The sequence below is a fragment of the Streptomyces caatingaensis genome, assembly GCF_001187435.1.
Taxonomy (GTDB): Bacteria; Actinomycetota; Actinomycetes; order Streptomycetales; family Streptomycetaceae; genus Streptomyces; species Streptomyces caatingaensis.
Genome location: NZ_LFXA01000004.1, coordinates 172,016 through 194,782, shown reverse-complemented (window position 1 = coordinate 194,782; position 22,767 = coordinate 172,016). Strand labels below are relative to the sequence as shown.

Here is a 22,767-nt window from a genome sequence, read left to right as displayed (position 1 = left end):
TTGGCGGCTGGAACCAGGGCGCTTACTTGTTGACCAGCGTGTTGGCGTGCGAGACGTTGCCGAGGCCCACGACCGAGACCGTGTTGCCGCCGACGTTCGGGGAGACCCGGGGCGCGACCTGGATGACGTTCCCGGCGACCACGCCCGGGGAGTTGCAGGCGGTGCCGTGGGCCTGGCTGGCGTCGGCGGCGGCCGCCCCGGCGCCGAGGGCGGTGGCGGCCATCACGGTCACGGCGGCGGCGTTGCGCATGCTGCTCATAGCTCTCTCCAGGGGTTGGGGGGGGCCAGGGCAAAAGCTCTGGCAAGAGAGAGTCTTCCGTATGAAAAACCGCTGACGTGACGGATGGCGGTATGTTCATCCTCCCTTGCGATCACGGGCCCCGCATTGACCCCTTGCGAGATCTGTACGTCAACTGACGCCCGGTTCCGGCCGGTTGGCGGGCAAACCCCGGGGCGGGGGCGCGTCGGATCCCGCCCCGCGCCGGGGCGCTCCCACGATCAGGTGGCGTTCGCCGGTCCGCTCGTCGTACGGACGCCACGGCGCCCTATGCAGGGGGCATGGACGAACCCCGGGCCCCTCAGGACCAACCCGCCCTCTCCCGCCGGCAGTTCGCGGCAGCCGCCTCGGGGGCCGCCGCCGCGGCCGCCGCACTCGGCCCGGCGGCCGGCCCGGCCACCGCCGCGCCGGCCGGACCCGCCGCCGGCCGCGACACCTGCCTCGGCGTCGCCCGCGCCCTGCTCCTCGTGGACGACCAGGACCGGCCGCTGGCCCCCGTCTACCGGAAGATCCTCGACGCCGGTCTGCCGCGCGGCCGTTCCGGAGCCGCCAGGAAGGTGCTGGTCATCGGCGCCGGCCCCGCCGGACTGGTCGCCGCCTGGCTGCTCAAGCGGGCCGGACACCGCGTCACCCTGCTGGAGGCCAACGGCAACCGCGTCGGCGGCCGCGTCAAGACCTTCCGCACGGGCGGCCACGAGCGGCAGGAGCAGCCCTTCGCCGACCCCCTCCAGTACGCCGAGGCCGGCGCCATGCGCATCCCCGGCAGCCACCCGCTGGTGATGGGCCTCATCGACCGGCTCGGCCTGCGCAGGCGCCCGTTCCACCTCGTGGACGTCGACGGACAGGGCAGACCCGTCAACAACGCCTGGCTGCACGTCAACGGCATCCGCGTCCGCCGCTCCGCGTACGCCGCGTCCCCGCGCAAGGTCAACCGCTCGTTCGGCGTGCCCGACCCGTACCTCGACGTGCCGTCGGCCACCATCCTGCGCCGCGCGCTGGACCCCGTGCGCGACGAGTTCAGCACCGCCGGCAAGGACGGCAAGCGGGTCGGCAAGCCCCTGCCGGAACAGGTGCGGGGCTGGGCCCGGGTCGTCGAGAAGTACGGCGACTGGTCGATGTACCGCTTCCTCACCGAGGAGGCCGGCCTCGACGAGCGGACGATCGACCTCGTCGGAACGCTGGAGAACCTCACCTCCCGGCTGCCCCTCTCCTTCGTCCACAGCTTCATCAGCCAGTCCCTGATCAGCCCCGACACGGCCTTCTGGGAGCTCGTCGGCGGAACGGCGACGCTCCCGGACGCGCTGCTGCGCCGGGTGGACGACGTCCTGCGCCTCGACCGCCGCGTCACGCACATCGAGTACTGGCACCCCGGCCGGCACGGCGACACCCGGCACGTTCGCGCCGACGGCCCGCACGTCTGGGTGGACACCGTCTCCGAGGGACGCGGCGGGAAGGTGGTCCGCGAACAGTTCACCGCCGACCTCGCCGTCGTCACCGTCCCCTTCTCCGGACTGCGGCACGTGCAGATCAGCCCCCTCATGTCGTACGGCAAGCGGCGGGCCGTCACCGAACTGCACTACGACGGCGCCACCAAGGTGCTCCTCGAATTCGGCCGGCGCTGGTGGGAGCTGGACGAGGACGGCTGGCGCCGGGCGCTCGACGAGATCCGCCCCGGGCTGTACGACCAGTACCGCACGGGCCGGGCGCCCGACGACGGCAGCCTCCTCGGCGCGCACCCCTCCGTCCCGCGCGGCCGCATCACCCCCGCCCAGCGCGCGCACCACGCCGCCACCCGGTGGGCCGGGCGCGACGCCCCCGAGGCCACCGGGGTCGTCGGCGGCGGCTCCGTCTCCGACAACCCCAACCGCTTCATGATCCACCCCTCCCACCCCGTGCCCGGCAGCCGGGGCGGTGTCGTCCTCGCCTCCTACAGCTGGGCCGACGACGCCGCCCGCTGGGACTCCCTCGACGACGACGCCCGTTACCCCCACGCCCTGCGGGGGCTCCAACAGGTCTACGGCCAGCGGGTGGAGGTCTTCTGCACCGGCGCCGGCCGCACCCAGAGCTGGCTGCGGGACCCGTACGCCTACGGCGAGGCCTCCGTCCTCCTCCCCGGCCAGCACACCGAACTGCTCCCCTCCATCCGCACCCCCGAAGGCCCGCTCCACTTCGCCGGCGACCACACGTCCGTCAAGCCGTCCTGGATCGAGGGCGCGGTCGAGTCGGCGGTGCGGGCGGCCCTGGAGGTGCATCTGGGGTGACGGCGGGGTTTCCGGGGGCTTCGCCGCGCCGGGCCCCCGGACGTCGTCCGCCCCGCCACCCGCCAACTCCTCGGCCGGGGCCGTGCACCGCGGTCATCCGGACGCCGGTGCCGACCGTACGGACACGTCGCTGAAGAGCACCCGCGCGTCCTCCGTGTACATGCCGACGCTGCCGCGGACGTAAGGGCGTTCCTGGTCCTGGTAGGCGACCAGGCCGCGGCCGTCCACGGCGACCTCCATGCGGGCGCCGCGCTGGGCGATGCGGACGTCGGAGGGGTGGCCGACGGGGTAGGAGCCCTGGCCGGTGGCGAGGAAGCGCTGGCCGCCGGGGTAGGCGGGGTCGCGCTTGCCGAGTTCCCAGCCGTTCGGCTTGAGGGTGAGGTAGTAGAAGTGCTCGGGGTCCGAGTAGGCCCACAGGAGCCAGGGGACCTCCCAGGGGTTGGGGGCCGGGGAGCGGAGCTGCGCGACGGTGCGCATGCGGGCGGCGTAGTCGACGTTCTCGTACGCCGCCGTCGAGACGACCAGGGCCGCGTGGGTCTCGTCGGGGCGGGTGGCCGGGGCGGGGGAGAGGGTCAGGACGCCGTCGTGGCCCTCGACCGTGCCGTGCCCGGTGAACACCGTCCGCCACGGCCCGTGGACCGAGCCCTCGGCCCACGGCCGCTCCGGCGCGTTCTCCTCGCTCCACAGGGCGTACGCCCCGAACGCCAGGCCCAGGAGGGCGGCGAGGGCGAGGAGGAGCCGATGGACTCTCGTCATGTGGTCGAGTATGACCCCGGACCCTCGGGGAGACGGGCCTCCACGGGCGCCGCGTCCGCGTCCGCGCCGAAGTCCTCCGCGAGCTGGGCGACGATGTGGTCGGTGGCGTGGCCGTCGCCGAACGGGTTCCCGGCCGTGGCCATGCGCTCGTAGTCGGCGGGGGAGTCCAGGAGGCGCTCCACCGCCGCCAGGATCACCTCCGGCACGGTGCCCACCAGCCGCGCTGCCCCCGCCTCCACCGCCTCGGGCCGTTCGGTGGTGGTGCGCAGGACGAGGGCCGGCTTGCCGAGCGCCGGCGCCTCCTCCTGGACGCCGCCGGAGTCGGTGAGGACCAGGTCGCAGGCGGCCAGCGTGGCCGAGAAGTCGAGGTAGCCGAGGGGCTCGACGACACGGACGCGCGGGTGGCCGGTCAGCTCCGGCAGCAGTGCGTCGCGCACCGCCGGGCTCTTGTGCAGGGGCAGCAGGATCTCCACGTCGCCCCGGTCGGCCAGCCGGCGTATGGCCCGGCCCATGCCGCGCATGGTGTCGCCCTGGTTCTCCCGGCGGTGCAGCGTCAGCAGGACGCGCCGCAGCCCGTCCGCGCCGGTGAAGTGGCTGCGGCCGGTGCCCTTCTCCAGGACCCACAGGAGGTTGTCGATGACCGTGTTGCCGGTGGTGAAGACCTCCGAGGCGGGGATGCCCTCGGCCACCAGGTGCGCCGCCGCCCGCGGCGTCGGGGCGAAGTGCCAGCGCGCCACCCGGCCGATGAGACGCCGGTTGAGCTCCTCGGGGAACGGGTTGTCCAGCACGCCCGTGCGCAGCCCCGCCTCCACGTGGGCGACCGGGACGTGCTCGTAGAAGGCGGCCAGGGCGCCGGTCAGCGCGGTGGTCGTGTCGCCCTGGACCAGCACGACGTCCGGCCGCCGCGCCCGGATGACCTCGCCGAGGCCGTCGACGAGGCGGGCCGTGAGGGTGGACAGCTCCTGGCGCTCGCGCATCACGTCGAGCGCGGTGCGCTCGGGCACCTGGAGCAGGTCGAGCATCTGGTGCAGCATCTCGCGGTGCTGGCCGGTGGTGACGACGACCGGCTCGAAGAGCTCCGAGGCCGTCATGGCGCGGGCCACCGGCGCGAGCTTGATCGCCTCGGGGCGGGTGCCGAGGACGAGCATGGCGCGCACGGGGGAGTTGATCAGGTTCGCGGACATGGTTCTCCCTGGGACGTCATGGGTGGACGAAGTGCCTTAGGTGCGCGCGGTCTTGAGCCAGGTCTGTTTGCCGGTCAGCATCCGCCACAGCCCCCACCACCCGGCGGCGAACCAGATGTAGCCGTAGAAGATGAAGACGTGCGACAGCAGGACCGCGCGGGCCAGTCCGAGGCCCTGTTCGCGCCGGGAGTAGACCCAGCCGTAGACGTAGGCGGCGGTGAACGACAGGACGTACGGACCGATCACCCACATCGGGGAGACCAGCGGGCGGCCGGCCTCGAACGAGCCGACGACCGTGCCGGCCACCGCGACCAGGAAGGACAGCGGCAGCAGGGAGGTGAGCAGGATGAGCACCGGGCTGGAGAGGTGGTAGAGCAGGTCCAGCGCGGGCCGGGTGGGCACTTCGCGCACGATGAGCGGGACGAGGCCCGCCGACTGGAGGTGGCCCTGGAACCAGCGCGAGCGCTGGCGCACGAGCCGCCGCACGTCGAGCACGGCCTGCTGGGAGACGGCGGCCGAGGTGCAGTGCTGGTTGGTCCAGCCGCGGGCGATCAGGCGGACGCCGAGGTCGAGGTCCTCGGTCAGGGAGTCGCTCCAGGGGCCGGAGCCGTCCGGGCCCATCAGGGTGTCGAGCGCGGCCAGCCGCATGAACTGGCCGTTGCCGCCCATCCCGACGCTGCCGATCGTGCGGCGGGCGCTCTGGAAGATGTCGCCGTAGATGACGAACTCCATGTCCTGGAGCCGGGCCAGCAGCCCCTGGTGGCGGTTGTACATCCGCACCCCGATCTGGGTGCCGCCGGTGCGGGGGTTGTCGAAGTACGGGTCGACCGCCTGCACGACGTGCGGGTCGAGCCGGCCGTCGGCGTCCACCACGCAGACGATGACGTCCCGCGGGTCGCGCCCCTCCAGCAGCCCGGACGAACGCAGGTGCCGGATACCGGCGTTGAGGGCGGCGCCCTTGCCCTTGCGGGCGTCGGGCAGGTGGCGGCGCAGGAGCCGGACCTTGCCGGGGTCGGCGCGCAGGGCCGCCTCGGCGATCTCGGCGGTGCGGTCGTCGGAGGCGTCGTCGATCACGAGCGCCAGGGTGTTGCGGGCGGGCAGCGCCGTGATGCGGGCCAGGCTCTCGGCGAGCACCTTCTCCTCGTTGAGGCAGGCGAGGAGGAAGACGTAGAAGCGCTGCTCCCGGGGGCCTCTGGATCTGCGGAAGCCGCGCCGGGAGATGAGGAACAGGGCGGTGTTGTAGCAGCCCGCCATCACGATGATGGCGATGCTGGACCAGATCAGTGCCGTGGAGACGTCGTTCACGAGCGGCCGCCCCAATTCCGTATCTGGTACCAGAATTTGAGCGTCATCAGTCCCGCGGCCACCGCGCAGTAGAGCACGAATCCGGCGCCGGCCGCTTGCTGGAGCCGTTCGGCGAACGGCATTCCCGGGGCGACCTGTGGGGCGACCGTCAGCCCGGCGAGTGGCACGACGGTGCCCAGAGCGGGTTTTCCGTACATGGGTTCCCCCCCATTTTTCGCCTCCTCCGAGGCGTGCGCTGGGAACGTACCAGACCCCCCGGTCCGTTCAGCGGAACATCGGAGAAATCGTTGAATCGGATGTGTAAATTCTTCCGACCCGCGGGTAGTTCTCGCTGGTGGGGCCGGGAATGTGACGCAAGTGGCCTGCGGTCCGCACCAATTGAGGGGTCGAATGCGCGCTCGGAATGCGCCGGGGGCGGCTTCCGGGGGCGGGCCGGGAGCGTATTGACAGGGGTCCTCCACCCCACCAGAATCGGCCAACTGTCGGCCCGCACCGGGCCGGTCGCGGGGCGGCTTCCGGGGGGAAGTGCCGGAAATCCGCGCGGATCACGGGGAATCACCGGGGATCCATCGGATCCATCGGATCCATCGGATCCATCGGATCCATCGGATCCATCGGATCCATCGGATCCACCGGATCCACCGGGTTATCCGGCTTCACCGCGTTCACCGCGTTCACCGCGTTCACTCAGGGGGGAATCGCATATGCGTGCGCGTCATTCCGTACGGAGACGGGGAATTTCCCGCGCCTCGGTCGCGCTTTCGATAGCCGCCGCCCTGCTGGGCGGCTTCGCTCTTTCGCAGGAGGGGGCCGGCGCGGCCGGGTCCCCGGGGGGCAAGGGACACGCGGCCCACGCCCTCCAGGGCGTGGGAACCGCGGCCCTCTCGGGCGTCGGTACCAAGGACCTCAAGGCCTGGCAGGCCGCCCGGCTGGCCAACGACCGGCTCCGCGGCCGGCACAAGCTCGTCGTGCGCCGCGCGACGCCGACGCCGGGCACCGCGCCGACGCCGGGCACCGCGGCGAAACCGGGCGCCGCGGTGAACCCGCGTACCGCGGTGAAGAGCGCCGTCGCCACCCCCGCCGCCGCGCGCCCCGGCGCCGGGAGCGTCGTGCCCGCCGTCGCCCGGCCGCGGGCCGCCGCCGCCTCGGCGGCCACCGCGCTCGTCCTCTACGACACCACCGGCCCCTACGGCTACCTCGGCGAGCTCTACGCGATGGCCGCCGCCAACCTCGCCGGGCACTTCGGGACCGTGACCGCCAAGCCCGTCTCGGCGTACACCGCCGGCATGGTGGACCAGTACACGTCCACGGTCTACATCGGCTCCACCTACTACGGCGGCGGCGTCCCGGACGCCGTCCCCGCCGCGTTCTACCGGGACGCCCTGGCCACCACCCACCCCGTGACGTGGATCGGGGACAACATCTGGGGCATGGCCGGCGCCGTCGGCGTGGACACCTTCAAGCAGCACTACGGCTGGGATCCCACCAACTCCTTCTACGCGCCCGGCGGTTCGGTCGGCAACATCACCCGGGTCTCGTACAAGGGACAGCAGCTGACCCGCAAGATCCCCGCCGGGTACGACGGCGGCGTGCTTTACCCCGCGCTGGTGAGCGGGCCCGGCTACCCGCAGGTGACCCGGCTCGCGGAGGCCACGGACGCCAACTCCGGCGACACCAGCCCCTGGGCGATCCGCTCCGGCAACCTCACCTACGTCGGGGAGATCCCCTTCACCTACGTCTCCGAGTCCGACCGCGTGATCGTCTTCGAGGACCTGCTCTTCGACGGCCTCGCGCCGGCCACCGCCGAGCGGCACCGGGCGTTCGTACGGCTGGAGGACATCAGCCCCAAGTCCAGCCCGGGCGAGCTGCGGGCGGCGGCGGACTACCTGTACGGACAGAAGATCCCGTACGGCATCAACGTCATCCCCGTCTACACGGACCCCAAGGGCGTCTACAACAACGGTGTTCCCGAGACGGTCACGCTCGCCCAGGCGCCGCAGGTCGTCTCCGCCCTCAAGTACATGCTGGCGCACGGCGCGGTGCTGATGGACCACGGCTACACCCATCAGTACAGCAACGTGAACAACCCGTACTCGGGCGTCACGGGCGACGACTTCGAGTTCTTCCGGGCGCACGTCGACGCCGCCGACAACGTCGTCTACGACGGGCCGCCCGCCGAGGACTCGACGGTGTGGGCGCAGTCCCGCGTGACGTCCGCGCTCGCGGGCTTCGCGGCGGCCGGGCTGCCGAAGCCGGCGCTGTGGACGACTCCGCACTACGCGGCGTCCGCCACCGACTACCGTGTCGTGGGACAGAACATCCCGGCCCGGCTGGAGCGATCCTTGTACTTCGCAGGCACGCTGAGCGGCGCCCCGGTGGACGCCGGCCGTTACATCGGCCAGTTCTTCCCGTACGCGGTCAAGGACGTCTACGGGACCACCGTGCTGCCGGAGAACCTCGGCAACTACGAGCCCGAGCCCTACAACAACCACCCGGCCCGGCTCCCGGCCGACCTGGTCGCCGCGGCCAGGGCCAACCTGGCCGTCCGCGACGGGGTGGCGAGCTTCTTCTACCACCCGTACTACGGCACGACGGCGCTCCAGCAGACGGTCGACGGCATCCGTGCCCTCGGGTACACCTTCGTCGGCCCCGGGGACCTGAGCCAGTGAGCGCGACGAAGGGGGCGGCCGTCGTCGGGCTCGTGGCCGCGGCCGCCCTCTTCCTCGCCGGCTGCTCCGGCACGGACTCCTCGGAGCCCCGGGAGTCCCCCGGCGTCACCGCGAGCCGCGGTCCGGGCAAACGGCCCGCCGAGCGGAAGGAGCCCCCGCTGAAGGGCATCACGCTGCCGTCCTGGAACAAGGACGACTACGACAGCCCCGAGGCCGGAACGTATCTGCGGCAGATCGCCGCCACCGGGGCGCGCTGGGTGACCTTCACCCCCACCTGGTACCAGGACCGCGTCACGGACGCGGACTTCCGGCCCACGGACGAGACCGCGAGCGACGACAGCCTGCGGCACATCGTCCGGCTCGCCCACGACGCCGGCCTCAAGGCCATGATCAAGCCGCATGTCGACCTGCGGAACGAGGGGGACCGGGCCGGGATCAGGCCCGAGGACGCCGACGCCTGGTTCACGGTCTACCGGCGCTTCATCGGGCACTACGCCCAACTGGCCGCCGAGACCGGGGCGGAGCAGTTCGCGGTCGGCACCGAGCTGGCGGGGACGTCCGGGGACGGCGGCCACTGGAAAGGCGTCGTCTCCGCCGTCCGGGCGCGCTACAAGGGCCCGTTGACGTACGCCGCCAACTACGACGAGTACCGCCACGTCGCCTTCTGGCAGGACCTCGACGTCGTCGGCATCGACGCCTACTGGCCGCTCGGCGACCGGCCCACGACGGACGCGGGGGCCCTGCGGGCGGCCTGGCAGCCCGTCGTCGACGAACTCGCCGCCTTCGCGGCGCGGGAGCACCGCCGCATCCTCTTCACCGAGGCCGGCTACGTCAGCCAGCGCGGCACGACGACGGCCCCCTACTCGTGGACGGTCAGCACGGCCAACGGTGACGCCGAACAGGCGGCGGGCTACGAGGCGTTGCTCGCCGCGTTCGAGGGGAAGGCGTGGTGGGCCGGGGTGTGCTGGTGGATGTGGGACGACTGGCCGGGGGCGGGGGAGACGCCGCGCAAGCTGGCGTACACCCCGCACGGGAAGCCGGCGGAGCGGGTGTTGAGGCGGTGGTGGGCGGGGGCGAGTGCGGCGCGGTAGCGCCGCGGAGGGGGTGCCCCCTCCGGGGGAGGGTCCGGGGCGCGATCCCTACGTGTCGCACTCCGCGACACCCCCGCACACCCCGCACCGCACCCGCACCCTCCCCGAAACCCGCACCCGCAACCACTGCCGGCACGTCGGACACGGAAAGCTGACCCGCAACGGATCGCCCCCGAAGGCGTATTCGTCCGGCACGGACGAGACCCCGGCGCGCCGGTCCCGAGCGTACCGGTGGCGGGCCGGCCGCCCGGCCCCCGCCAGCGGCGCCCGCCGCCGCCCCCGCCGCGCCCGCTCCGCCCCGGCGACGTACGCGTCGTACGCCCGCGGGCTTGTGAACCAGGGGGAGGGGTCCTCCCCGAACTCCCGTGCCCGCAGGGCGAGGACGTAGCCGAACTCCTCCGGCGTGAGATAGCCGAGCTTCTGCGTGGTGAGCGCGTCCTCCCGGTACGCGTCGAGCAGCAGCCACCCCGCCCCGAGGTACGAGGCCACCGTGTCGGTGAGGATCTCGTTGTCGCGCGTGCCGGCGAAGGCGAGCCCGAGCCGGTGCAGGAGGACGTGGGTGACCTCGTGGGCGAGGGCCGCCCCGATGTCCCTGCGGTGCTCCTTGAAGCGCGTGTTGAGTTCGACGAAGTACTCGGGCCCGGCGGCGAGTTCGACGCCGGCCGCCTGCCGCATGCCGTGGAAGCTGACGATCATCCGCGCGTCCGGCAGCCGCAGGTGCCGCACGATCGCCCCGGCGACGCGCTGGACGCCGAGGTAGGGGTCCTCGTCGTCGGAGAAGGCGACGTCGGCCGGGAGGAGGCTCGTGGCGAAGCCGCGCACGGCCTCGGCGGAGAGCCGCCGGTAGAGGGCGGTGACCGCGGAGTGCACCGTCGCCAGGTGCGGGAAACCGTGCTGGATCTCGACGTCCGTGCCCACCGGCCACCACCGCCCCGTTCCAGAGCCCGCCCGTCTCCACTGTACGGGCGGGCTCCGGAACGGGGGCGGGGCCGGGCGGGAGTCCCCGACCGAACGGTCCGTACGCACTGGCCGGAACCGTCCTTGCCGCGGGGAACCGCCCGCTCCGATACTCGCAGCGCGCCCACCCGGGCTCGTCATCGGCAGAGTGTCCCCAGTGAGTTGTCATGAGCCTGGCAAAGGCGCGCAACCTCCCACGAAAGGACGTCCCTTGCGCACCCACACCACGGCATGGAAGAGAGGCCTCGCGGCCGGCGCGGTGGCCCTCGCCGCCTTCAGCCTCCAGCCCGGCGGCGCCCAGGCGGCCCCCGCGAAGAGCCCGGCGAAGGAACCCGGCCCGTACGTCGTCGGCGGCGTCCCCGCCCAGCAGGGCGAGTTCCCCTGGATGGTCCGCCTCTCCATGGGCTGCGGCGGCGCCCTCTACACCCGGCAGATCGTCCTCACCGCCGCGCACTGCGTGAACGGCAGCGGCGCCGACACCTCGATCACCGCCACCGTCGGAGCCGTCGAACTCGACTCCCCCCAGGCGGTCAAGGTCGGCTCCACCCGGGTCCTCCAGGCCCCCGGCTACAACGGCTCCGGCAAGGACTGGGCGCTGATCAAGCTCGCCCGGCCGGTCGACCTGCCCACCCTCAGGACCGCCGACACCCCCGCCTACAACTCCGGCACCTTCACCGTGGCCGGCTGGGGCGCCGACAAGGAGGGCGGGGCCCAGCAGAACCACCTCCTCAAGGCCGAGGTGCCCTACGTGGACGACGCCGCCTGCAACTCCGCCTACGGCGGCGGCACCATACCCGCCGAGGAGATATGCGCCGGCAAGCTCGACACCGGCGGCGTGGACACCTGCCAGGGCGACTCCGGCGGCCCGATGTTCCGCAAGGACGACTCCGGCGCCTGGATCGAGGTCGGCATCGTCAGCTGGGGCACGGGCTGCGCCCGGCCCGGCTACCCCGGCGTCTACACGAAGGTGAGCACCTTCGCGAAGGACATCGCGGCGGGCGCCGCGAGCCTGGGCGGCTGAACCACCGGCCGGTCACCGGTGATCACCGGCTGGGCAACGGCCGATCACCGCTGACCGTCCCCGCCGAGCACCCGGCCGGACCTCCGGCAGTCCGCCGGGAGGCGGCCCGTCCGCGCGACCGCGGTAGGACGCGGACGGGCCGCCGTCATCCTTTCGGCGGATCGGCAAATGGTCGGACAGCCGAGGTGTGCGCGGGGTGAACCGCCGTAACGTGATGTCGTGGCCGCGGCGGCCACGACGGCGAGGACGTCCGGACGCCGCGGGCGCAGGACACCGCGGCATCGCCCGCGCACCGGACGACCGACAGAAAGGCACCCGACGTGCCCGCCAGGACCCGCACCGCCGCCCTCACCCTCCTCGCCGCCGTGGGCGCGGCACTCGTACCGGCGACCGGTGCCTTCGCCGCGGAGGGCGGGCACCGCGACCACCCCGGCGGCCACCGGCCCGTCGTCAGCCACGAACGCCTCCGGGAGAGCCCGCGGGAAAGCCCCCGGGAGCACGGCCGCCACACCCCCCTCAGCCCCCTCCACCGCACCGTCGTCCAGCAGCGCCCCCAGGAGCACCCGGCCGGTGCCGCCGCCAAGGACCGGCCCGCGACGACCGGCCGCGGGCAGGCGCCGGTCACCCAGCGGGAGCACCGCGGCGGCGTGTCGCGCCCGGCCGCCCCGGCGCGGCCGCCCGCGAAGGACGCCGTCGAGAAGCGGTCCGAGGTCGAGAAGCGGCCCGCCGGGCACCGCCAGGCGGCCAGCAACCCGGTGCGGCGCATGGTCCAGGCCGGGCAGACGGTCAAGAGCCACCACGACGTCGGCGGGCCGCTCGTCGCGGGCACCGCGGCGCTCCTGGCCGTCGGCGGCGGCGCGTACGGCGTACGGCTCCTCGGGCGGCGCCGCGCCGCCGGACGGGCGGACGGCTGAGCGGGCCGGGCGAGCCCACCGCGGCCCGGCAGCGCCCCACGGGTGGGCGCGGCGGAGTCCCCCGGCCCCGGCCCGGCACCCGGCGGCCCGGCGCCCTGCTGTTGCGGCCCCGGCACACCCCCGGTGACATGGAGGGACGCCCGGCACGGCGGCCGGCGGCGGCCCACCCCGCCGGGCGCCCGTACCGGCCACCCGTACCGGCCCACCCCGGCGGAGGGGACGACATGGCGATCACCGTGGTCATCGCGGACGACCAGGAGATGGTCCGCACCGGCTTCCGGATGATCCTGGAGAGCCAGCCCGACATCGACGTCGTCGCCGACGTCGTGGACGGCGAGGCCGCCCTGGAGGCCGTCGAGCGGTACCGGCCCGACGTCCTGCTCCTCGACATCCGCATGCCCAAGCTCGACGGCCTGGAGGTCACCCGCCGCCTCTCCGCCCTCACCGCCGCCGACCCCGGGCGCGGCGGCCGCCCCCGCATCGTCATCGTCACCACCTTCGACCTCGACGAGTACGTCCACTCCGCCCTGCGCAACGGCGCCTCCGGCTTCCTGCTGAAGGACGCCAGCCCCGCCATGCTCGTCGAGGCCGTGCACGCCGCGGCCGTCGGCGACTCCCTGATCTCGCCCGCCATCACCGTCCGCCTGCTGCGCGACCTGGCCCCGGCCGCCGCGGGGGAACCCTCCGCGGTCAAGACCCCCTCCGAGCCGCTCACCGAGCGGGAGGCCGACGTCGTGCGCTGCCTGGCCCGCGGCGCCACCAACGCCGAGATCGCCGCCGAACTGTTCGTCTCCCTCTCCACGGTCAAGACCCACCTCGCCAACGTGCAGACCAAGCTCGACGCCCGCAACCGCGTCGAGATCGCCGCCTGGGCCTGGGAGAGCGGGCTGGCCACGGGCGGTTCGTGAACGCCGGACGGGTGCCGTGAACAGACGGGCCGGGTGGACCGTCCGGCACCCCCGCCGCGCCGTCGCCGCCAAGGCCGCGTTCGCCGTCGCCCTGCTCGCGCTGGTGGGCTGGGAGGGGCTGGTCCTGACCCGGCAGCCCAGCCCGCCGCACGCCATCGTGCTCGCCTCCGGCGTCGTCGTCTGCCTGTGCGCGGTGCCCTACGGCTGGATCCCGCTGGAGGCGCGGGCCACCGCCGCCGTGGCCGTCTCCGGCACCACCTCCGCCGTCCTGATGACCGGGCGGCACCCCGGTGTCGTCTGGGGCATGGGGGAGGACATCGCGCTGCTCGTCCTGCTCACCGCCGTGATCCAGCGCTCCACCGCGCGCGTCGCCGCCGTCCTGGGCCCGGCACTCGCCCTGGCGGCCCTCGCCGCGCCCATGCGCGACCTCAACCCCGCCCGGTTCACCGCCGTCTTCAGCGTGCTGACCGTCGTCGTGGGCGCCTACTCGCTGCTGCTGCGCGCCCAAGGCGCCCAGCGCGTACGGGACATGGCCGCCGTCCGCACCGCCGAGCGGCTCGAACTCGCCCGCGAACTGCACGACCTCGTCGCCCACCACATCACCGGCATCGCCGTGCAGGCCCAGGCGGCGCGCTTCACCTCGCTGGAGGGAGAGGCGGCGGGACGGGCCTTCGAACGCATCGAGAGCTCCGCGGGGGAGGCGCTCGGGGCGATGCGCCGGCTCGTCGGCGTGCTGCGCGAGGGCGCCGAGCCCGAGACGGAACCGGTCGCCGGCCTGCCCGAGGTCCGCGCCCTCGCCGAGGACTTCGCCCGCACCGGACCGCCCGTCGCCCTCTACATCGAGCAGGGCATGGAGACCTGGCTGCCCGGCGACGTCGCCGCCGCCGTCCACCGCGTCGTCCGCGAGGCCCTGACCAACATCCGCAAGCACGCCGCCGACGCGACCGCCGTGCGCATCGGCGTCCGCGGCGTCCCCGACGGCGTCGAACTGCGCGTCGCCGACGACGGCCGCCGCCCCGCCGGCCTCACCGACCAGGCCCGCGGCGGCGGCTTCGGCCTCGTCGGCCTCGCCGAACGGGCCAAGGCCATGGGCGGACGCCTGCGCGCCGGCCCGGCGCCGGAGGGCGGCTGGCTGGTGACGGCGGTGTTCCCGGTGGAACGGCCGCGCCCGGAGCGCGGGGCCCGGCCGCCCGGCGCGGCCGGCGGACCCGGCCGCCGGGGCTGACCGGGGGAGCGATTGCGGACGCGGCCGGGAGGCGAGATCTTGTCCTTCGCCGACCGCCCGCCACGGAGGACACGATGAGCGACATCGCCCCCGCCACGCTGCCCGAACCGCCCTACTACGTCGTCGTCTTCAGCGCCCTCATCACCAAGGGCTGCGAGGACTACGACGAGAGGGCGGCCCACATGCTGGAACTCGCCTTCGAGCAGCCGGGGTTCCTCGGCATCGACTCGGCGCTCAGCGGCAGCGGCCTCGGCATCACCGTCTCCTACTGGCGCGACGACGCCTCCATACGCGCCTGGCGCGACCAGGCGGAGCACGCCGTCACGCGGGCCGAGGGCCGCGAGCGCTGGTACGAGAAATTCGTCGTCCACGTCGCCCGCGTCGAGCGCTCCTACAGCTACACCCGCCCCGCCCGGTCCTGACCGCCCCCGCCCCGCCCTGACCGCCCCCGCCCGCCGGGGACGGGGGAGGTGCGGGTGGAACGTGGAGACCCTGGGGAAACGTGGAGACCCTGGGGAGAAGCACCGCCGTTTGGTTCCGTCCGGACGGCTTCACGTCGCACGATCTCGGGAACAACCCTCCCACGGGGTTCCGTCCCGTCGGTCACCGTCATCGGCCGGTGACCGACGGGACGCGGACCCGGGGACGCCCCTCACCGGACGTCCCCGTCCAGTCGCGCCAATGGCTCGCCCGCCCGCTCCAGCTCCAGCACCACCAGCTCGTTCCGCCCCTCGCGCAGCACCGGCCCCGGGACGTACAACGCGCCCTGCGGACCGGCCGACCAGTAGCGCCCCGGACAGAAACCGTTGACCCACACGAACCCCCTTCCCCAGCCCGGCAGTTCGAGCGTCGCGTCGCCCGGACCCGGCACCCGGAAGGAACCGCGGTACAGACCCGGACCCTCCCCGGCAGGGGCCCGCCAGGGCACCGCCGCGAGCGCGCCCGCGCCCTCCGGCGCCGCCAGCCGCAGACCGCGCGCCCGGACCCCGTGCACGTAGGCGCCGCCGTGCGTCAGCCCACCCGTGAGTCCCTTCGTCTCGCCCAGCCGCGGACCGTAGGCGACCCGGCCCAGCGACTCCACCCACAGCTCCACCTCCGCCGGGCCCGCCACCTCGCCGACGAGCCCCTCCTCGGCGTCCAGCACGGCCACCCGCACCCCGTCCACGTACACCACCGCCCTGTCCCGCAGCCCCCGCACCCGCAGCGGCCGCGGCGCCCGCGGACCCGGCAGCGCGAAGCGGTAGCGGACCACGCCCCGGTCCACCCCCAGCTCCTCGAACGAGGGCGGCACCGGCCCCTCCCGCTCCGCCCCGCCCAGGACGTCCAACACCGCGCCCAGCGGCGCCCATTGCCCCAGGGGCACCAGCACCGGCGCGGACAGCACCGGGGGAGCGGGCGGCGGCGGGGGCGGCGGGGCCTCCCCGTACGCCGCCAACACCTCCCGGAAGGCATGGAACTTGGCCGTCGCCCGCCCGTACTCGTCGATCGGCGCGTCGTAGTCGTACGACGTCACCGTCGGCAGCAGCGCCCCCGAGTGCTCCTCCCCGGCGCGGTCGGCCCCCGACCAGCCGCCGAAGCTCGTCCCGCCGTGCGCCATGTAGACGTTCACCGACGCCCCGCACTCCAGCACCTCCCGCAGCACCCCCGCCGCCTCGCCCGCGTCCCGCACCACCCGCTCGCCGCCCCAGTGCGAGAACCAGCCGCACCACAGCTCCATGCACATCAGCGGCCCGCGCGGCCGGTGCCGGCGCAGCGCCGCGAACGCCCCGCGCGCGTCCGAACCGAAGTTGACCGTCGCGACGGCCCCCGCGACCGTCCCGCCCGTCAGCATGTGATCCTCCGGGCCGTCCGAGGTCACCAACGGCACGCTCACCCCCGACGCCCTCAACCGGCGCACCAGGTAGCGCAAATGGGCCCGGTCCGAACCGTACGAGCCGTACTCGTTCTCCACCTGGACCAGGACGACCGGGCCGCCGCGGTCCGCCTGCCGCGGTACGACCTCCTCCGCGACCGCCCCCAGCCAGCCGTCCGCCGCCCGCAGGTACTCCGGGTCGCCGGTGCGCACCCGGCGGCCCAGCCGGCCCGTCAGCCAGTGCGGCAGGCCCCCGTTGTCCCACTCCGCGCAGATGTACGGCCCCGGCCGCACGATCGCGTACAGCCCCGCCGCGGCCGCCGCGTCCAGGAACCGGCCCAGCTCCCCCAGGCCGCGCACCGCGCCCTCGTCGGGCTCGTGCCGGTTCCACGGGACGTACGTCTCCACGCAGTTGAGCCCCATCGCGCGCACCATGCCCAGCCGGTGCGCCCAAAGGCCCTCGTGCACACGGAAGTAGTGCACGGCGCCCGACAGCAGCCGCACCCGCCGGCCGCCGATCAGGAACCCCTCGTCGTCCGCGGCGACCTGCGGCATGGCTCCCACCCGCCCTCCCGGCCCCGGCCCGCGCGGCCCGGCCGCGCACATCGTCGCCCATGACACGGGCCGCCGTCACCGGGGCCGCCGGACCGGTCCCATCCGCCCCGTCCGCGGACGGAGCCGCTTGCGCATAGGCTCGGGCACCATGAACGACAGCACCGACCCCGAGCCCGAGGTCCTCGCCGAGCTCTCCCGGCTCCGCGACAGCATCGACAACATCGACGCCGCCGTGATCCACATGCTCGCCGAGCGCTTCAAGTGCACCCAGCAGGTCGGCCACCTCAAGGCCGCACACAAGATGCCCCCCGCCGACCCCGCCCGCGAGGCCCGCCAGATCGCCCGCCTCCGCGACCTCGCGGAGAACGCCAAACTCGACCCCGCCTTCGCCGAGAAGTTCCTCAACTTCATCATCGCCGAGGTCATCCGCCACCACGAGACAATCGCCCGCGCCTGACCGGCCTCCTCCGAGCCTGGCCCGCCCTTTCGGGCCTTTCGGGCTGGCCGGAGCCGCGGAGGCGGGGGCGCTGGGGGCGTGCCTCAGGCGTGGGGGCGGGGGCGGGGCCCCGCCAGGGATGCAGGGGGGGCGGAGCCCCCGCTCGGCCGCGCGGAGCGCGGGGCCGGGGGGAGGGGGGAGGGGCGGCCCCTGGGGAAACGGGGAAAGGGCGGGGCGGGGAGAAACCCTCTCGCGCGAGCCCCCACGGCCCGGCCCGCACGACAAAGGCGCCCGCACCCCGACCGGGGCACGGACGCCAGGCCCGAAAAACGCTGCCGCTCGTCAGCCGCGCTTGTCCTCGACGGCATCCGCCGGCTGCGCCGTCCGGAGCTCCTCGAGGAAGCGGTCCACGATGCCGCTCTGCCGCGCGTACTCCTCGACCGACTCACCGACGATCTTGCCCGCCAGCTCCGTGGCCAGCACACCGACCTGCTCGCGCAGCTCGGCCTCCGCCACCGCACGCTCCGCGTCGATCATGGCGTGACCGGCCGAGACGATCTCGTCGCGCTGGCGCTGGCCCTCGGCCCGCAGCTCGGCGATGATCGCGTTGCCCTGCTCGACCGCCTCCTGGCGCAGCCGCGCGGCCTCGTGCCGGGCCTCGGCCAGCAGCTCCTGGTACTCGGCGTGGACCCGCTCCGCCTCGGAACGCGTCTCCTCGGCCTCGCCGAAGCGCCCCTCGGTGGACTGCTCGCGCTCGGCGAGGACCTTGTTGATCCGGGGCAGGATCCCCTTCGCGATCACCGCGAAGACGAGGAAGAAGAGCACCAGCCCCAGGATCAGGGGGGCGATATCGGGCTTGAGCGGTCCGATGTCGATAGCGAGGTTCATCATGGCCATGGGGTGCAGGGTAGTCGAAGCCGCTCCCGCGCCGCTCCCCGCACCCTGCCGCGGCTCCACGCGCCCCCCGCCGCCCCGGTCCCCCGCCGCCCGCCGGGGCAGTACCCCCATCGGGGGAAACATCCCCCACAAGGCGTCACCGGCCGGGCACAGCCGGTAGCTTGAACCGGCTCCGTGCCGCTCAGCAAAGGCCCGGCCCCGCTCAACACCAAGGACAGAGGCCGCACTTCACCGGCCCGGTCCACCGCCGACCACGGGAAGGCCGCACTCCCGCATGACCAACCCCCCGTCCCCCGACCACACCCCCGACGCGCCGCTGGACCTCGCCGGCATCGGCATCGGCCCCTTCAACCTCTCCCTCGCCGCCCTCGCGCACCCCCTCCCGGACCTCAAGGCCGCCTTCTATGACGAGAATCACACCTTCCGCTGGCACCCCGGGCTCCTCATCGACGGCACCCGCGTCCAAGTCCCCTTCCTGGCCGACCTGGTCAGCCTCGCCGACCCCACCAGCCCCTGGAGCTTCCTGAACTACCTCAAGACCCGCGAGCGGCTCTACCCCTTCTACTTCGCCCAGCGCACCCACATCCAACGCGCCGAATACGACGCCTACTGCCGCTGGGTCGGCGAACACCTCGGCGGACTCCACTTCGGCCACCACATCGACGCCGTCCGCTGGAACCCCGAACGCGTCCTCTTCGAAATCGACTACACCCAGCTCGACCCCGACGGAGAAGCCGAGGCCCTCGGCCGCACCTACGCACGCAACGTCGTCCTCGGCATCGGCACCACCCCCGACGTCCCCGAACCCCTCCGCCCCTCGCCGAGGCCCACGGCGTCCCCGTCCACCACTCCGCCGACTACCTCCACCACCGCGCCGACCTCCTCGCCGCCGACCACGTCACCGTCATCGGAGCCGGCCAGTCCGGCGCCGAGATCTTCCTCGACCTCCTCCGCCACCGCCCGGCCGGCCGCGAGCGCCTCCACTGGCTCGCCCGCACCCCCGCCTTCGCCCCCGCCGAGCACACCCGCCTCGGCCTCGAACACTTCACCCCCGACTACAGCCAGTACTTCCACACCCTCCCCGAGCCCGTCCGAGACCGCACCCTCCCCCAGCAGTGGCAGCTCAACGGCGGCATCGACCCCGCCACCCTCACCGCCATCCACGACGAGCTCTACCGCCGCAGCCTCCACGGCGGCTGGCCCGACACCACCCTCACCCCCGGAGTCTTCGTCCGCACCGCCGGCCGCGTCGGCACCACCCGGGTCGAACTCCACCTCGAACACCCCGAGCAGGGCACCCGCTCCCGCCTCACCACCGACGCCGTCGTCCTCGCCACCGGCTACCGCGAACGCCGCGTCGACCGCCTCCTCGCCGCCCTCGACCCCTACATCCGCCGCGACTCCGCCGGCCGCGCCCGCATCGACACCCACCACCGCCTCGTCCTCGACCCCCTCGTCAAGGGCTCCATCCACGTCCAGAACGCCGAAACCCACACCCACGGCGTCGGCAGCTCCGGCCTCGGCCTCGCCACCTGGCGCAGCGCCACCATCCTCAACGCCATCACCGGCACCACCCACTACCCCCTCCCCGAACGCACCGCCTTCACCACATTCGGGCTGGAGCCGCGACCCACGCCGCGGCCCCGCACCACACCCCCCGCACCGGCCGCCGACTCAGAAAACCGGCACACCATCCCGCGTCAGCTTCCAGTCCACTGACGAGAACCGCGCCACATCGATCACCCGCTGAGCCCGCACCCACGCGATGATCGTGTTCCGGATCTCCTCCGGATGCGCCCACAGCTGCCGGGCCCGCGCCACATGCGGAAAATTCCCCCCGCCGCTCGCCCGGTAGTTGTTCACCGCCAGCACGAACTGCGCCGCGTCGTCCAGCGGCTTGCCCTCGAACACCACCTTCCCGACCCGCGACCCCGGCGCCTTCGCCACGTCGATCTCGTAGGAGAGGCCGCTCACCACGTCATAGTTGTAATCCGGAGTGCCCTCGGCGTTCGTCAGCTTCGCCGGATCCACCGGACCGCCCGCCGGCGTCCGCACGTAGTACCGGGCCGAGAACTCCAGGTACTCCCGCAGCTGCGCACCGGTCAACAGCCGCGCCTCCAGCGTGTTCTCGAACGGATACAGCCCCGCCACCTGCCGCACCGACACCTCGCCCGCCGGCACCGCCGCCGTCCGCGAGAAGCACGACGCCTGCGACAGCACCGGCAGGCCCGCGTACGCCGTGCCCGCCAGCGCGGCACGCACCGTCTCCGCCTGCACATGGTTGATGAAGTCGATGACCGGGGTGTCCTTGTACGGCGCCTCCGCCGCACTCATCGCGGCAGTGGACGACCCGATCCGCTCGTTGACGTACGCCACCACCTTCTTGTGCTGGCCGCGCACCAGACGCGTGATGGAGCGGTCCTCCTCCACCGTGTTCGCGTTGAGCACCTTGGACGACACCGACTCCACGTGCCAGCCGCCCCGCTCCCACACCAGGTCGAAGTCGAACAGCGTCAGCCGCTGCCCCCACTTCAGCGGCTCGGAGAGCACCACCGCACGGCCCGTCTCCCGGTTGACCACCCGGTACTCGGGGATCTCCACGTGCGCGTGCCCGACCAGGATCGCGTCGATCCCCGGCACCCGCTCCGCCACCAGCGCCGCCGCGTTCTCCACGTACGGCAGCGCGTCACCGTAGGACGACGTACCGCTGGTGCCGGAGTGCGCCGAGACGATCACCACGTCCGCGCCCATCGACCGCAGCCGCGGCACCCACTTCGCCGCCTGCTCCTCCAGCCCCGGGAAGACCATCTTCCCCTGGACGTTGGCCTTGTCCCAGATCGCGATCCCCGGGTTCGTCAGCCCCAGCACCGCCACCCGCACATCCCGCCCGTGCGGGGTCCGCATCCGCTTGATGACGTACGGCCGGAACGCAGGCCGCATCGTCCGCGCGTCCAGCGCGTTCGCCCCCAGCAACGGGAAACGGCACTGCCGCTCGAACTTCCGCAGCACCGGGATCCCGTAGTTGAACTCGTGGTTCCCCAGCGCCGCCGCGTCGTAGCCCATGGCGTTCATCGCCAGCGCCATCGGATGCACCGGGCCGTGCGCCTTCGTGATCGGCTCCACCCGCGCGTAGTAGTAGGCCAGTTGCGTGCCCTGGATCGTGTCGCCCGCGTCGATCAGCAGGGTGTTCCGCCGGCCCTTCTCCTCGCGGACCCGGCGCACCAGGGTCGAGATCTTCGCCAGGCCCACGTCGTTGTGCGCCTTGTCGTCGAACTCCGCGTCCGTGAAGTAGTCCCAGTTGAAGACGTTCCCGTGCAGGTCCGTGGTGCCCATCACGGTGAACGCGTACCGCTTCGTCCGGCCGTGACCACGGCCCCCGCCGGACTCCCCGGGGGCGGCCGCGACCGCCGGAACGGCCCCCACGGCCCCCGTCAGGGCCACCCCCGCACCCGTGGCGGCCGTCCGGCCCAGAAAACCCCTGCGGTCGATCGGCATGTCTCCCCATCCCGTTACCGGACACCCCACGGCGTCCATCCGTCCGAACACGGCACCGGAGGGTGACGGCCCACGTCACCCTCCGGTACAACGCGCGTAGATTCTGGCCTCCCCGACCGCTCCCCCACCACCCCGCCAAGGTTGCGAATCGATGACTCCCACCGGTCCCGCGGGCCCACGCCGGCTGGGACGCTTGGCACATGACCGCACCCGAGCCGTTGCCCTACGGAACACCCGACACCCCGCGCGTCGCCGTCCGCGGCGAGGCCCACCTCGAAGTCGACCCCGAAATCGCCCGACTCGGAATCACCGTCAGCGCCCGGGGAACCGACCGCCACAAGGCCCTCGACGACCTCACCCGCCGCAACAACCACGTCATCGACCTGCTCAAGACCCACGGCGACGCCGTCGAGAAGATCGAGACAGGCGCCGTCACCATCACCCCCCAGCTCAACGACAAGGGCCGCCACGAACGCATCCGCGCCTACCGCGGACACGTCCACCTCACCGCCACCCTCGGCGACTTCACCGTCCTCGGCGAACTCACCACCCGCCTCGCCGACCTCGAACTCACCCGCCTCGACGGCCCCTGGTGGGACCTCCGCACCGACTCGCCCGCCCACCGCGAGGCGCGCCGCCAGGCCGTCCACGACGCCGTCCAGCGTGCCCGCGAATACGCCGAGGCGCTCGGCTCCCGGCTCGTGGCCCTCGTCGAACTCGCCGACACCGGAGCCGAACACGCCGTCCCCGTGGGCCCCGCCCCCGCCCCGCCGGAGCCCTGCGCTCCGCCGGCTACGGCGGCGCCGCACCCGCCGCCCTCGACCTCGAACCCCAGCGCCAGACCGTCTACGCGCAGGTCAACGCCCGGTTGACCATGACCCCGCCCGTGCTCTGAACCCGCCGCGCCGGGGGTGTTCCACCGCTCATCGGAGCACCTCCGTGCACGTTTCACTACTTGTCAACA

The 22,767-nt window shown here is 73.6% G+C and carries 19 protein-coding genes and 2 pseudogenes; 11 read left to right on the top strand and 10 right to left on the bottom strand.

Annotation, left to right across the window (positions count from 1 at the left end):
• Positions 1-22: 22 nt before the first annotated feature.
• Positions 23-259, bottom strand: a complete 237-nt coding sequence (locus AC230_RS08255) for a chaplin (protein WP_049715413.1) — start codon at positions 257-259, stop codon at positions 23-25.
• 299 nt (positions 260-558) lie between these two features.
• Here AC230_RS08255 and AC230_RS08250 point away from each other — a divergent pair, with 299 nt between their 5' ends.
• Positions 559-2,538, top strand: coding sequence for a flavin monoamine oxidase family protein (locus tag AC230_RS08250; protein WP_049715412.1), 1,980 nt, complete (start codon positions 559-561; stop codon positions 2,536-2,538).
• 93 nt (positions 2,539-2,631) lie between these two features.
• On the opposite strand, the gene AC230_RS08245 is transcribed toward AC230_RS08250, so the two are convergent.
• From AC230_RS08245 to AC230_RS34275, 5 genes are all read right to left on the bottom strand, one after another.
• Positions 2,632-3,294, bottom strand: coding sequence for a hypothetical protein (locus AC230_RS08245; RefSeq protein WP_049715411.1), 663 nt, complete (start codon positions 3,292-3,294; stop codon positions 2,632-2,634).
• Positions 3,291-4,478, bottom strand: coding sequence for a non-hydrolyzing UDP-N-acetylglucosamine 2-epimerase (wecB, locus tag AC230_RS08240; RefSeq protein ID WP_049715410.1), 1,188 nt, complete (start codon positions 4,476-4,478; stop codon positions 3,291-3,293). Before wecB ends, AC230_RS08245 begins: the two co-directional genes overlap by 4 nt.
• A 36-nt stretch (positions 4,479-4,514) precedes the next feature.
• Entirely contained in the window at positions 4,515-5,783 is a 1,269-nt protein-coding gene (locus AC230_RS08235; RefSeq protein ID WP_049715409.1) for a glycosyltransferase, read from the bottom strand.
• Complete coding sequence (locus AC230_RS08230) at positions 5,780-5,980, bottom strand: hypothetical protein (RefSeq protein WP_049715408.1); 201 nt, start codon at positions 5,978-5,980, stop codon at positions 5,780-5,782. Before AC230_RS08230 ends, AC230_RS08235 begins: the two co-directional genes overlap by 4 nt.
• A 358-nt stretch (positions 5,981-6,338) precedes the next feature.
• Positions 6,339-6,470, bottom strand: a complete 132-nt coding sequence (locus AC230_RS34275) for a hypothetical protein (protein WP_277816847.1) — start codon at positions 6,468-6,470, stop codon at positions 6,339-6,341.
• Between the two features lie 179 nt (positions 6,471-6,649).
• Here AC230_RS34275 and AC230_RS08225 point away from each other — a divergent pair, with 179 nt between their 5' ends.
• Positions 6,650-8,452, top strand: coding sequence for a DUF2334 domain-containing protein (locus tag AC230_RS08225; RefSeq protein WP_241833135.1), 1,803 nt, complete (start codon positions 6,650-6,652; stop codon positions 8,450-8,452).
• Complete coding sequence (locus AC230_RS08220; protein ID WP_049715406.1) at positions 8,449-9,543, top strand: glycoside hydrolase family 113; 1,095 nt, start codon at positions 8,449-8,451, stop codon at positions 9,541-9,543. The genes AC230_RS08225 and AC230_RS08220 overlap by 4 nt, the downstream gene beginning before the upstream one ends.
• Before the next feature lie 48 nt (positions 9,544-9,591).
• On the opposite strand, the gene AC230_RS08215 is transcribed toward AC230_RS08220, so the two are convergent.
• The gene (locus AC230_RS08215; RefSeq protein ID WP_049715405.1) at positions 9,592-10,461 is read right to left on the bottom strand and encodes a hypothetical protein; all 870 of its coding nucleotides are present in this window, start codon (positions 10,459-10,461) and stop codon (positions 9,592-9,594) included.
• Between the two features lie 250 nt (positions 10,462-10,711).
• On the opposite strand from AC230_RS08215, the gene AC230_RS08210 reads away from it, so the two are divergent.
• From AC230_RS08210 to AC230_RS08190, 5 genes are all read left to right on the top strand, one after another.
• Positions 10,712-11,521 carry a serine protease gene (locus AC230_RS08210; RefSeq protein WP_049715404.1) on the top strand — a complete coding sequence of 270 codons (810 nt, stop codon included), beginning with the start codon at positions 10,712-10,714 and terminating at the stop codon, positions 11,519-11,521.
• A gap of 320 nt (positions 11,522-11,841) precedes the next feature.
• The gene (locus AC230_RS08205) at positions 11,842-12,435 is read left to right on the top strand and encodes a hypothetical protein (protein WP_049715403.1); all 594 of its coding nucleotides are present in this window, start codon (positions 11,842-11,844) and stop codon (positions 12,433-12,435) included.
• Between the two features lie 224 nt (positions 12,436-12,659).
• Positions 12,660-13,343 carry a response regulator gene (locus AC230_RS08200; RefSeq protein ID WP_049715402.1) on the top strand — a complete coding sequence of 228 codons (684 nt, stop codon included), beginning with the start codon at positions 12,660-12,662 and terminating at the stop codon, positions 13,341-13,343.
• Positions 13,344-13,359: 16 nt separating this feature from the next.
• The gene (locus AC230_RS08195; protein WP_049715401.1) at positions 13,360-14,568 is read left to right on the top strand and encodes a sensor histidine kinase; all 1,209 of its coding nucleotides are present in this window, start codon (positions 13,360-13,362) and stop codon (positions 14,566-14,568) included.
• A gap of 74 nt (positions 14,569-14,642) precedes the next feature.
• Entirely contained in the window at positions 14,643-14,990 is a 348-nt protein-coding gene (locus AC230_RS08190; RefSeq protein WP_049715400.1) for an antibiotic biosynthesis monooxygenase family protein, read from the top strand.
• 230 nt (positions 14,991-15,220) lie between these two features.
• Here AC230_RS08190 and AC230_RS08185 read toward each other — a convergent pair whose 3' ends face one another.
• The gene (locus AC230_RS08185) at positions 15,221-16,975 is read right to left on the bottom strand and encodes a glycoside hydrolase family 35 protein (protein ID WP_049715399.1); all 1,755 of its coding nucleotides are present in this window, start codon (positions 16,973-16,975) and stop codon (positions 15,221-15,223) included.
• A gap of 148 nt (positions 16,976-17,123) precedes the next feature.
• Between AC230_RS08185 and AC230_RS08180 the strand changes: the two genes are divergently transcribed.
• Positions 17,124-17,432, top strand: coding sequence for a chorismate mutase (locus AC230_RS08180; RefSeq protein ID WP_049715398.1), 309 nt, complete (start codon positions 17,124-17,126; stop codon positions 17,430-17,432).
• A 321-nt stretch (positions 17,433-17,753) separates the two neighbouring features.
• Here AC230_RS08180 and AC230_RS08175 read toward each other — a convergent pair whose 3' ends face one another.
• On the bottom strand, positions 17,754-18,308 hold the full coding sequence (locus AC230_RS08175; protein WP_049715397.1) for a F0F1 ATP synthase subunit B: 555 nt from the start codon (positions 18,306-18,308) through the stop codon (positions 17,754-17,756).
• A gap of 274 nt (positions 18,309-18,582) precedes the next feature.
• On the opposite strand from AC230_RS08175, the pseudogene AC230_RS30870 reads away from it, so the two are divergent.
• A pseudogene (locus tag AC230_RS30870) lies at positions 18,583-20,027 on the top strand (lysine N(6)-hydroxylase/L-ornithine N(5)-oxygenase family protein).
• On the opposite strand, the gene AC230_RS08165 reads toward AC230_RS30870, so the two are convergent.
• Positions 19,983-21,803, bottom strand: a complete 1,821-nt coding sequence (locus AC230_RS08165; protein WP_049715395.1) for a bifunctional metallophosphatase/5'-nucleotidase — start codon at positions 21,801-21,803, stop codon at positions 19,983-19,985. The pseudogene AC230_RS30870 and the gene AC230_RS08165 overlap by 45 nt on opposite strands.
• Positions 21,804-22,003: 200 nt before the next feature.
• On the opposite strand from AC230_RS08165, the pseudogene AC230_RS08160 reads away from it, so the two are divergent.
• A pseudogene (locus AC230_RS08160) lies at positions 22,004-22,698 on the top strand (SIMPL domain-containing protein).
• The last annotated feature ends 69 nt before the right edge of the window (positions 22,699-22,767 follow it).